This window comes from Cryobacterium sp. TmT2-59 (assembly GCF_004403545.1).
Taxonomy (GTDB): Bacteria; Actinomycetota; Actinomycetes; order Actinomycetales; family Microbacteriaceae; genus Cryobacterium; species Cryobacterium shii.
In genome coordinates, this window is record NZ_SOGM01000028.1 from 14,242 (window position 1) to 26,158 (window position 11,917).

Sequence of the window (11,917 nt, forward strand, 5' to 3'; positions counted from 1 at the left end):
AGCGCTCGCCGAGCAGCGCTCGCGGGCAGTGCTAGCTGGCGACGGCGATCAGTCCCATCTCGGCCGGGCTGACCAGCAGCGCGTTGCGCGGAACGACCCGCACCGTGTAGCCGAATGCGCCGCCGCGGTCGAGTTCGAGCGTGCCGGTGAACAGCGTCGGGCTGCCACCCGGCCGGGCTTCGGCGTCCGCGTCCAGCGGCATGGCGGAGACGTTGCTCAGGTCGTCGTTGGCGAGACTCTTCCCGTAGACGACCTCGACGGTCACGTCCTCGGGAGTGAGCCCGTTCAGCTGCACATGGGCTCGCAGGTGCAGCTCGTCGCCGACCTGGGGCACCGTTGCGACGCCGCCGGATTCGACGTGCGTCACGGCGACTCCGGGCCAGGCCGACACGATCCGGCCCTTCCAGGCCGCGAGTTCCCGGGCCGCGCGGTAGTTGTTCGCGGCGAGGCGCGCCTCAGCGAGCCCGGCGGGCCGGTACAGCTCCTGCACGTACTGGCGCACCATCCGGCCGGCGTTCAGCTCGGGTGAGAGCTTCGCGAGGGTCTGCCGGATCGACCCCACCCAGCGTTCGGGCACTCCGTCGGCGTTGCGGTCGTAGAACTTCGGGGCGACCTGGTGCTCGATCAGCTCGTAGAGCGCGTCGGCCTCGAGTCGGTCGCGTTCGGCCGCGTCACCGGCGGCATCCGCGGTGGGGATCGCCCAGCCGTTGTTGCCGTCGTAGTATTCGGGCCACCAGCCGTCGAGGATCGAGAGGTTGAGGGCGCCGTTGAGGGCGGCCTTCATGCCCGAGGTGCCGCACGCTTCCAGCGGGCGGAGCGGGTTGTTCAGCCAGACGTCCGTGCCCGGGTACATCAGCTGGGCCATCCCGATGTTGTAATCGGGCAGGAACGCGATCTTGGTGCGCAGGGCGGGGTCGGCGGCGAACTGCACGATCCGCTGGATCAGGCGCTTGCCCTCCTCGTCGGCCGGGTGCGACTTGCCCGCGATCACGATCTGGATCGGGTGCTCCGCGTGCAGCAGGAGCGCACGCAGCCGTTCCGGGTCGTGCAGCATCAGGGTCAGGCGCTTGTACGTCGGCACGCGGCGGGCGAACCCGATCGTGAGCACGTTCGGGTCGAAGACCTTGCCGATCCAGGACGGCACGATGCTGCCCGGGTTCTGGTCCAGCCAGGCGGCGGCGATCCGGCGGCGGGCGTCCTCGACGAACTGCCGGCGCATCTGGCCCCGCACCTGCCAGAGGTCCTCGTCGGACACGGCGGGAGACGCCCAGTCGGCTTCGGAGGTGTCGCTGGTGCCCAGGCGGCTCTGCGCCAGTGCCATCAGGGCCGGGTCGGTCCAGGTCGGTGCGTGCACGCCGTTCGTGATCGAGGCGATCGGCACGTCGACGGCGTCGAAGCCCGGCCACAGTCCCTTGAACATCACCCGGCTGACCTCGCCGTGCAGCTTGGAGACGCCGTTGGCGCGCTGCCCGAGCCGCAGGCCCATCAGGGCCATGTTGAAGACGTCGGGGTTGCCGTCCTGGAAGTTCTCTGCACCAAGGGCGAGCAGGTCGTCGACGGCGACGCCCGGCAGCAGGTCGGTCTCGAAATAGCGCCGCACCAGGCTGCGCTCGAACCGGTCGATGCCGGCCGCGACGGGCGTGTGGGTCGTGAACACGGTACCGGCACGCGCCACCTGCAGCGCCTCGGCAAAGCTGAGGCCCTCGCCGATCAGGCTGGAGATGCGCTCCAGGCCGAGGAATCCGGCGTGGCCCTCATTGGTGTGGAACACCTCGGGGTCGGCCTGGCCGTTGAGGTTGCTCCAAATTTTGACCGCGCGGGCGCCGCCGATGCCGAGCAGCAGTTCCTGCAGCAGCCGGTGTTCGCCTCCGCCGCCGTACAGGCGGTCCGTGACCAGACGCAGGTCGTCGGCGTTCTCGGGGATGTCCGTGTCGAGCATCAGCAGACGGATGCGCCCGACCATTGCCTGCCAGACCCGCGCGTGCAGGGTGCGGTCATCGGGCAGTGCGAGGGAGACCTGCACGGCGGAGCCGTCCGCCCGGCGCAGAACCGAGAGGGGCAGGCCGTCGGGGTCGAGCAGCGGGTAGCTTTCCAGCTGCCAGCCGTCGGGCGAGATGGCCTGGCTGAAGTAGCCGGCCCGGTAGAACAGGCCGACACCGACCAGCGGCACGCCGAGGTCGGACGCGCTCTTCAGGTGATCTCCGGCGAGGATGCCGAGGCCACCCGAGTACTGCGGAAGGGCGGCGGCGATGCCGAACTCCGGCGAAAAGTAAGCGATGGAGGCGGGCTTCTCGCCCTCGAGGCCCTGGTACCAGCGCGGCTCCTGCAGGTAGGAACGCAGCTCGTCCCGGGTGGAGTTCGCCCAGGCGACGTAATCGCTGTCCGCGGCGAGCTGGGCGAGCCGCGCGGTGTCGACGGCGCCCAGAAGGGCGACGGGGTCGGTGCCGGTCTCGCGCCACAACTCCGGGGCGATGTGTTCGAACAGCTGACGGGTCGGCTCGTGCCAGGACCAGCGGAGGTTGCCGGCCAGCTCGTCAAGAGCGCCAAGGGACTCGGGCAGCACGGTACGGACGGTAAATTTGCGGATTGCTTTCACGCTATCCAGCCTAGAGCCGTGATGTGTCGGTTGCGTTAAGGAGGACAGCATTGGGCGGACAAATAGCGATACGGTCATTGGGTGGCTAAGACAGCAAAACGCGCAGGCGCGGCTCCTGAAACTCCTTCAAATCCCGCCCGGATCCCGGACGTCCCCGACGTCCCTTCGGCTCCGCCGACGTCGCGGACGACGGTACCGATGACGCCGAAGTTCGGGCGCATCCCGATCCTCGATCTCTCCCCGCAGGTGAACGACAATCTGTGGCCGGCGAAGGCCTTCGTCGGCGAAGCGGTGCCGTTCAAGGCCACCGCATTCCGTGAGGGCCACGACCTGATCGGCGTTATGCTCCTGCTGACCGCGCCTGACGGCACCCGGTCGCAGCATCCGATGTCCCTGACCGTGCCGGGAACCGACCGCTGGGAGACCACCGTGGGCCTCGGCAGCCAGGGCCGGTGGCAGTACCGGGTGCGGGCCTACGCCGACGACTGGGCCACCTGGCAGCACAACGCGTCCCTGAAGATCCCGGCCGGGGTCGACGTGGAGCTGATGTACCTGATCGGATCCGACCTCCTCCAGCGCGCGGCCGCCGACAAGACCCGGCCCCTGGCCGAGCGGCGTCTGTTCACGGCGGCGGCGAAGACACTCGTCGATCCGGCCAAGTCCCCGGATGCGCGCTTCGCGGTGATCTCCAACGAGAAGCTCAACGCCGCGGCAGCCGTGCGCCCACTCGCCGGGCTGGAAGCCTTCTCCGAGTCCCGCACCGTGCTCGTCGAACGCACCCGCGCGGGCGTCAGCTCCTGGTACGAGTTCTTCCCCCGTTCCGAGGGCGCGGTCAGGCGCGCGGACGGGACGTGGCAGAGCGGAACCTTCCGCACGGCCGCCGGCCGTCTCCCCGGAGTGGCGGCCATGGGCTTCAACGTCGTCTACCTGCCGCCGATCCACCCGATCGGCCGGTCGTTCCGCAAGGGCCCCAACAACACCCTCAACGCCGGGCCGAACGATCCCGGATCGCCCTGGGCGATCGGATCGGCCGCGGGCGGACACGACGCCATCCACCCGGATCTCGGCACCGTGGACGACTTCACCGCGTTCCTCGACGCCGCCCGGGGCAACGGCCTGGAGATCGCGATCGACCTGGCCCTGCAGGCCTCCCCCGACCACCCCTGGGTCACCGAGCACCCGGAATGGTTCACCACGCTTCCCGACGGGTCGATCGCCTACGCCGAGAACCCGCCGAAGAAGTACCAGGACATCTACCCGATCAACTTCGACAACGACCCGGCCGGGATCCGCGCGGAGGTGCTCCGGATCGTGCGGTACTGGATCGGCGTCGGCATCAACATCTTCCGGGTCGACAACCCGCACACCAAGCCGCTCGATTTCTGGGAATGGTTGATCCACGAGATCACGTCCGAGTTCCCGGACGTCGTCTTCCTCGCCGAGGCGTTTACCCGCCCGGCCCTGCTGCAGGGCCTGGGCAAGGTCGGTTTCCAGCAGTCGTACACCTACTTTACCTGGCGCAACTCGAAGCAGGAGTTGTCGGAATTCTTCGACGGCCTGGCCCATGAGACCGCCGACTTTCTGCGGCCGAACCTGTTCGTCAACACCCCGGACATCCTGTCGGAATACCTGCAGTTCGGTGGCCCGGCGGCGTTCAAGATCCGGGCCGCCCTCGCGGCCACGGCGGCGCCGACCTGGGGCGTGTACAGCGGTTTCGACCTCTTCGAGAGCGTGGCCCGTCCCGGCGCCGAGGAGAACATCGACAATGAAAAGTACGAGTACCGTCCGCGCGATTTCGCGGCGGCCGAGGCACGCGGCGCGTCCCTGGCTCCCTACCTCACCCTGCTCAACCGTATCCGGGCCGAGCACCCGGCCCTCGGGCAGTTGCGCAACCTCGACATCCACGGCAGCGAAGACGAGGCCATCCTCGTCTACAGCAAGTTCCTCGACGCCGAATTCACCGGCACCGGCCGGTCCGACGCGCTGATCATCGTGGCCAACGTGGACCCACACTCGGTGCGCCAGACCGTCGTACACCTGGACGTCACCCGCTTCGGCATTCCGCAGGGCGGATCGTTCGAGGTCGAAGACCTGGTCACCGGAGCCGTCTGGAACTGGTCTGCCGACAACTTCGTGCGCCTCGACGCATTCACCGAACCGGTGCACATCCTGCACGTGAAGGGACCGATTACATGAAGCACGCCCATCCCCGTCCCACCGACGGAGCCGACATGCCGGTGATCCCGGCGCACGTCCTGGAAGCCGTCGCGGCGGGCAGCTACTACAACCCACACGAGGTCCTGGGCCAGCACCTGCTCGCCACCGCCGGCGTCAGCGACCCGCTCACCGTCATCCGTGCCCTGCGGCCGCTGGCCACCGAGGTCATCGCGGTGCTGTCGACCGGTGCCCACGTGGAGCTGGCACACCTGAGCCACGGTATCTGGCAGGGTGTCAGCACCCTCGGCCTGCAGGACTACGTCCTGGAGACGCGCTACAGCGACGCCCCCACCTGGATCGTGGACGACCCGTACCGGTATCTGCCCACCCTGGGCGAGCTCGACCTGCACCTGATCGGCGAGGGGCGGCACGAGCGTCTCTGGGACGTGCTCGGCGCGCACTACCGGCCGCGCGTGGGACCGCTCGGCACCGGCTCCGGCACGTCCTTCGCTGTGTGGGCTCCGCACGCGCAGGCGGTCAGGGTGATCGGCGACTTCAACCAGTGGAGCGGCGTGCTGCACTCCATGCGCAACATGGGCAGCACCGGCGTCTGGGAGCTGTTCGTGCCCGGGCTGGCCGCCGGCTCCAACTACAAGTTCGAGCTGCTCGCTCAGTCGGGAGACTGGGTGCGCAAGGCCGACCCGATGGCCCGGTACACCGAGATCCCGCCGAAGACCGCGTCGGTCATCGGCGAGACCAGCTACGAGTGGGGGGATGCCGGCTGGCTGACCGAGCGCTCGGCCTCCGACCCGCACGACCGGGCGATGAGCATCTACGAGATGCACGTCGGCTCCTGGCGGCCGGGCCTCGGCTACCGGGACCTGGCCGACGAGCTGATCGCGTACCTGGACGAGCTGGCCTATACGCACGTCGAATTCATGCCGCTCAGCGAGCATCCGTACGGCGGTTCCTGGGGTTACCAGGTCACCGGTTACTACGCGCCGACGAGTCGTTTCGGCCCCCCGGACGACCTGCGCTACCTGATCGACCGGCTGCACCAGGCCGGCATCGGCGTGATCATGGACTGGGTCCCCGGTCACTTCCCGAAGGACGACTTCGCCCTGGCCCGGTTCGACGGCGAGGCGCTGTACGAGCACCCCGATCCGCGCCGCGGCGAGCAGATGGACTGGGGCACCTACGTCTTCGACTTCGGTCAGAAGCAGGTGCGCAACTTCCTGGTCGCGAACGCACTGTACTGGCTCGAGGAGTTCCACATCGACGGCCTGCGCGTGGACGCCGTCGCCTCGATGCTCTACCTGGACTACTCCCGCGAGGACGGTCAGTGGGAGCCGAACATCCACGGCGGCAACGAGAACCTCGAGGCGATCAGCCTGCTGCAGGAGATCAACGCCACCGCCTACAAGCGCAATCCCGGCGCGGTGATGATCGCCGAGGAGTCCACCAACTGGCCCGGCGTCACGGCCGCCACGTCGGGCGGCGGCCTCGGTTTCGGCATCAAATGGAACATGGGCTGGATGCACGACACGCTCGAGTACATGAGCGTGGACCCGATGTACCGGGCGCACCACCACAGCGAGCTGACCTTCTCGTTCGTCTACGCCTTCAGCGAGAACTTCCTGCTGCCGATCAGCCACGACGAGGTCGTGCACGGCAAGGGTTCCCTCGTCTCCAGGATGCCCGGCGACTCCTGGCAGCAGCTCGCGAACGTGCGCGCGTATCTGTCCTTCATGTGGGCGCACCCCGGCAAGCAGCTCCTGTTCATGGGCCAGGAATTCGGGCAGCGCTCCGAGTGGAGCGAGGCGCGCGGCCTCGACTGGTGGACCCTCGACCAGCCGGCCCACCGGGGCCTGTTCAACCTGGTCGGCCAGTTGAACCGGGTCTACCGGGCCAACGCGAGCCTCTGGGCGCGCGACTACGACGCGAGCGGGTTCGAGCTGCTCGACGGAGGCGCGGCCGCGCAGAACGTCGTCTCGTTCCTGCGCTGGGACAACGACGGCAACCCCGTCGCCTGCCTGTTCAACTTCTCCGGTCAACCGCACATCGGTTACCAGGTCGGCCTGCCGTTCGCGGGCGTGTGGGAGGAGATCCTGAACACGGATGCCGAGGAGTTCGGCGGTTCCGGGGTCGGAAATCTGGGCGCCGTGGAAGCCTCGGCTACCCCGTGGGCGGGCCGCCCGGCATCCGTCGTTCTCAGCCTGCCGCCCCTCGCGGGCCTCTGGTTGCGACTGCGCCGCTAACGACGACGCGCTCAGTCCGCGAAAGCGCGAAAAGGCCCCCTCGACGATGCCGAGGGGCCTTTTCGCGGCCTCAGCTGCGTGCGCCCAAGCGTCGCCGCCCGAACGAATTCGACGGAGATTCTGCCGGAATCGGCCCCAAACCCTACCAAACGGCGATTTTAGAGCAGAATCTCCGTCGAATTGGGTCGACGGCGTCGCCTCTGGGTATGGGCTCGGGGCGTCGGTTAGTAGAGCAGCGCGGTGAGGCGCGAGCGGGTGGGCGGCACCCGCGGGTCGTCCTGGCCGACGACCTCGAACAGTTCGAGGATGCGCTCCCGGATCTTGTTCCTGCCGACCGGCTCCTGCGCGGGGAAGAGCTCGAGCAGCCGATCGAAGGCGTCCTCGATGTGGCCGCCCGACAGATCGAGGTCCGCCACCAGGAGTTGCGCATCGAGGTCCCCGGGAGCGGCAGCGGCGGCCGCACGGATTTCGGCCATCGTCTTGCCGTGCAGACGGGCCAGCAGGCTCACCTGCGCCAGGCCGGCCACGGCCATGGTGTCCCTTGGGTCGCGGGCCAGCGCGGTCTTGTAGAGGGCGATCGCTGCCTCGTAGTCCCCACGCTCGATCGCGTCGTAGGCCTCGCGGTGCAGGGGCGGCAGCTCCGGCTCGGCCGGGACCGGCGCCTCGGAGGCGTCTCCGGCGGCTCCCGCACCGACTGCGGGCGCGGCGGCGGTCCCGGTGACTCCGTGCTCCGACGCGAGCTCGAGCACACGCTCGAAGACCTCGCGCACCTGGGCCTCGGGCAGCGCCCCGTTGAACAACGCCACCGGCTGGCCGCCGATGACGGCGGCCACGGTCGGGATCGACTGCGCCTGGAACGCCTGCGTGAGCTGGGGGTTGGTGTCGACATCCACCTTGGCCAGCACGAACCTGCCGGCGTACTCGGCGACGAGCCTCTCGAGCACGGGCGAGAGCTGCTTGCACGGCTCGCACCACTCGGCCCAGAGGTCGACGATGACCGGCACCGTCATGGACAGTTCCAGCACCTCTCCGAAGTTCGCGTCGGTGCCGTCAAGAATCAGGCTCGGCACCGGCACGGGCGCCCCCGCAGGTGCGGCCGGCGCACCGGGGACCGGAGCGGCCGGGCGGTTCACCAGGGACGACAGGTCGACGGCGCCGCGCATGTTCATTCCGGACGGGGGGACAGTGGTCATGGAATCTCCGAGGATGAGATGAGGCCCTGGGCGATGCCAAGGAGGACGATTTTTTCTTTCGAACCGGCTGCCGGAACGTGGAAGAGGAGCTGGTCACCGTAGACGCTCTGGATGCCCTTGGCGGTTTTTTCCACTCCCGAAAGCGCCTTGCTGGCCCCTTCGGTCTGCACCGTGGCGCCGCCATCGAGGATCTTAGCCGTCTCCGTCTCGGTCAGACTCACCGCGACGATGCTGCCGGAGTCGTTGGTGGCCAGGGCCACCGTCGACCCCTTCCCGACGGCGGTCGCGAACTCGAGGGACGCCGTCTTGGAGAGCTTGCCGATCCGGTCGGCCCTGAGGGTGGCCACCTGGGTGCGGAAGGTGTCCCCCTCCGCCTCGAAGAGACCGAAGGAGGGGCTGGCCTCCCCCTGCATCAGGATGTCGGCGTAGGCCGCGGCGACCTCACCCGGCGGCAGGGCCAGGAGTTTGGAGTCGGGCGCGATGATGGGCGCGCCGATGCTCGCCGGCGCCACGTCGGGAACCTTCGCGGCCGGTTCCAGCTGCATCGCGTACTCGACCAGGTAGTCGGCCCGCGGGCTCTCCTGCCGGAGCACCAGCGCCAGCGGGGCCACGGTGGGCGCGGCCTTGTCCTGGATCACGGTCAGGACAACCCGCGGCCAGTTCGAGGACTGCTGCGGCAGCTTCAGCGTGAGCGGTGCGGCCGGAAGGGCCGGCACGGCCTTCAGCGCGGGGTCCACGGCGCGCACCTTGTAGTTGGCCAGCCGTTCCGCGAGGGCAGGACCGGTGAACCGGGTCGCGATGGCCTCCGCATCCAGCTTCGCGTCGGCGTCGGTGGAGAGTCTGGAAATGTCGGAAACAATTCGCTCCAGTTGTGGCACCGAGACGGCGGGCGGCGGCACGTCCTCGGCCGCGGGGAGGTCGGTGGCTCCGGGAGTCGCGGTGACCGACGCCTTCGGGGCGGACGGCGCGCTCGGCCAGAAGTCGGCCGAACACCCGCTCAGCAGGAGGCCGGACACCAGGACCACGGGGACAACCCTGACCATGGAGCGGGTGACCGACCGACGCGAGCCGGTGATCTCGCTGGCCTTGATCGCCTTGGGACGGGGCACCCGCGGGAGCCGGGGCATCCGCGGGCCGCGGGGCAGGTTGCGGCGCGGGCCATGCGAACGGCGCAGGTGCAGCAGGGCCAGCAGATACATGACCAAGCCGAGGAGGGCGACGATCCCGCCGCCCGCGATCAGCGGGCCGGCCCACGGGGTGGAGTTGTCGACGGGCCAGGACAGGGTGACCGTCGTCGGTGCGGGCGCGGTGCCGTCGGACGCGACGATCAGGGAGATGCCCTCCGGAACGTGGACAGTGGTGGTCAGGGTCTTCTTGGCGGTGAATTCCTGGAGCCACATGTCAGACCCCGCCGGGTTGGTGATCGTCTCGGCCACGGGCGCAGCAGTCTCCGATGATGCCGCGTCGGCCGCTTCGGCCGCGGGGGCCTCGACGATTTTGCTGCTGAGCCGGGGAGCGTTCCTGGCCTGGCGGATGTCCGCATACGGGGAGTCCCCGAGCCAGGCCTTCACGTCGCTGGAACGCCCGTAAGCCAGGAAGACGGTGTCGGCACCGGTGACGGTGACGGTCTGGCTGCCGTCGAACGCGGTCAGCGCACTGGACTCGATCACCGCGTACCGGGCCTCGTCCGCGATGGTCGCGCTGAGGCTGGTGGATGCCGGTTCGAGAAAGACCGTCCGCTGGGCGATGCCGAGAACGATCATCCCGGCCGCAAGGACGAATGCCACAATGGCAATAAGAAAACGCACGTAAACCCTCCTGTGTTGCCCGCCGCTCACCACACGCTTGGGGCGGGCACTGCCCGGTTTTGGGCCCGGGGAGCAGCAGACAGGACATTTCACGATACTGGTTGCCCCTGAGAGCTGCCTAATAGTCCTTCAACTGGGACCGGCCGCCCCCTCCCCAACATACTAAAATTGACGAGACTCCCCCCGATGCACCGTGGTCGGGGGTCCGAGTCCCATTTTGAGGAGATAGCGTGGCACTCGACGAAGCTGATTTCACCCAGGTTTTCCGTGGATACGACCGGGAAGAAGTCGACAAGGCCATCCAGGGTCTCCGTCGCGACCTTATTCAGGCCAACAGCCAGGGCACCGAAGCGAACAAGGAGATCAAACGCCTCACCGCCCACATCGAGGACCTGAACGCCGAAATCGAGGAAGTGGGCAGCCCCACCTTCTCCGGACTCGGCACCAAGCTGGAGAACACCCTCCGCGTCGCGGAGGAACAGTCGACCCGCGTCATCGCCCAGGCCGACATCGACGCCGAGCGGCTGCGCGCATCCGCTGCCAGCGAAGTGCAGACCCTGCGCCGTGAGGCGAAAGACCACGCCGACCGCGTTCTTTCGGATGCCGGCGTGAAGGCCGGCCGCATCATGGACGACGCCATCGCCGAGGCCGACGACCTCCTGGCCCGCGCCCACGACGACTCCACGACGCTGACCCAGGACGCCATGCACGACGCGGCCGCCATCCGCGGCGCCGTGGCCACCGAAGCGGCCGAGCTGCGGTCCACGGTGAAGCGGGAGGTCGCCGCGATCCGCTCCGAAGCCGAGCGTGAGGCCGCCGAGGTGCGCGTGGTCGCCCAGCGGGAAGCGACCGAGGCGCAGGAGATCGCGGCCGGCCTGACGACGGAGACGGAGCTGACCCGGGCCGAGGTCGCCCACGAACTCGACCAGCAGCGCGCCGACCTCGCCCGCGAAACCGAGCAGGCCAGAATCGACCTCGCGGCCGAGACCGAGCAGGCGCGCGTCGACCTTGCCCGGGAGACCGAGCAGGCCAGAATCGACCTCGCCCACGAGACCGAGGCCACGCGCACCGACCTCGCGGCCGAGATCGAGCAGGCCCGCACCGACCTCGACAGGGAACTTGAGCAGGCCCACGCCGACCAGGCGATCGCGGCCGACCAGGCCCAGACCGACCTGGCCAGGGACCTCGATCGCAGGCGGGCGGACCTGGAGCACGAGACCCACAAGGCGCGCGCCGACCTGGCTGCCGAGACCGAGCAGGCCCGGGCAGATCTCGGGCGCGAACACGAACAGGCCAGGGCCGATTTTGCCGCGGACAGCGAGCAGCTGCGCATCGACCTCGAGAATCACCTGACGGCCGCTCGCAAGCGCGGCGAACACGAGGCCGCGAAACTGAAGCGGGAGATCGACCAGACCAGGGCCGACCTGGACATGGAGCTGAAGGCCCGCCGGGACGAAGCAGAGCAGGGGCACCTGACCCGTCACCAGGAGGCCGTCGCCCAGACGCAGAAGTTCATTTCCGACGCGACCCGGCAGCTCACCGAGACCACCCAGCGCACGGCCGAACTTCGCGCCCTGAACGACCAGCTGGACGCTGACGCCCGAGACGAGGCCCGAGCAGTGAAGAAGACCGCGGAGGAATCCGCGGAACGCACGGTGCGGGAGGCCGAGGCCCGCGCGAGCGCTCTGGTGACGGAGGCGGAATCGCGCACACGCGTTCTCGTTGAGGACGCGGAGGAGCGCCTGTCCCAGATTAGGATTGAGCGCGACGCGGTGGCCGGCTACTTCGAGAGCCTGCGCGGCCTGCTCACCCAGGCGGAGAGAGTCACCTCGGACGAGTAGTCCACCAGCAGCAGCAGCACCGACGATGAGAACCGACGCCGAGTCGTCGCCAATGGGGGAGCAC

6 protein-coding genes are annotated in these 11,917 nt (G+C 68.8%); 3 read left to right on the top strand and 3 right to left on the bottom strand.

The genetic code is table 11. The features are described from left to right. Nucleotides 1–31: 31 nt before the first annotated feature. On the bottom strand, nt 32–2,596 hold the full coding sequence (glgP, locus tag E3T24_RS04625; protein ID WP_134368242.1) for an alpha-glucan family phosphorylase: 2,565 nt from the start codon (nt 2,594–2,596) through the stop codon (nt 32–34). A gap of 198 nt (nt 2,597–2,794) precedes the next feature. On the opposite strand from glgP, the gene E3T24_RS04630 reads away from it, so the two are divergent. Beyond that, on the top strand, nt 2,795–4,792 hold the full coding sequence (locus E3T24_RS04630) for a maltotransferase domain-containing protein (RefSeq protein WP_134368243.1): 1,998 nt from the start codon (nt 2,795–2,797) through the stop codon (nt 4,790–4,792). After that, nucleotides 4,789–7,011: a 1,4-alpha-glucan branching protein GlgB gene (gene glgB, locus E3T24_RS04635; protein ID WP_134368244.1), complete on the top strand. Its 2,223-nt coding sequence runs from the start codon at nt 4,789–4,791 to the stop codon at nt 7,009–7,011. The genes E3T24_RS04630 and glgB overlap by 4 nt, the downstream gene beginning before the upstream one ends. Before the next feature lie 224 nt (nt 7,012–7,235). On the opposite strand, the gene E3T24_RS04640 is transcribed toward glgB, so the two are convergent. Together E3T24_RS04640 and E3T24_RS04645 are read right to left on the bottom strand one after the other, a co-directional pair. Further along, nucleotides 7,236–8,204, bottom strand: coding sequence for a tetratricopeptide repeat protein (locus E3T24_RS04640; protein WP_134368245.1), 969 nt, complete (start codon nt 8,202–8,204; stop codon nt 7,236–7,238). After that, a complete protein-coding gene (locus tag E3T24_RS04645) occupies nt 8,201–9,991 on the bottom strand; it encodes a hypothetical protein (RefSeq protein ID WP_134368246.1) in 1,791 nt (596 codons plus the stop codon). The genes E3T24_RS04640 and E3T24_RS04645 overlap by 4 nt, the downstream gene beginning before the upstream one ends. Nucleotides 9,992–10,242: 251 nt before the next feature. Between E3T24_RS04645 and E3T24_RS04650 the strand changes: the two genes are divergently transcribed. Continuing rightward, a complete protein-coding gene (locus E3T24_RS04650) occupies nt 10,243–11,853 on the top strand; it encodes a hypothetical protein (RefSeq protein ID WP_134434336.1) in 1,611 nt (536 codons plus the stop codon). Nucleotides 11,854–11,917: the final 64 nt, after the last annotated feature.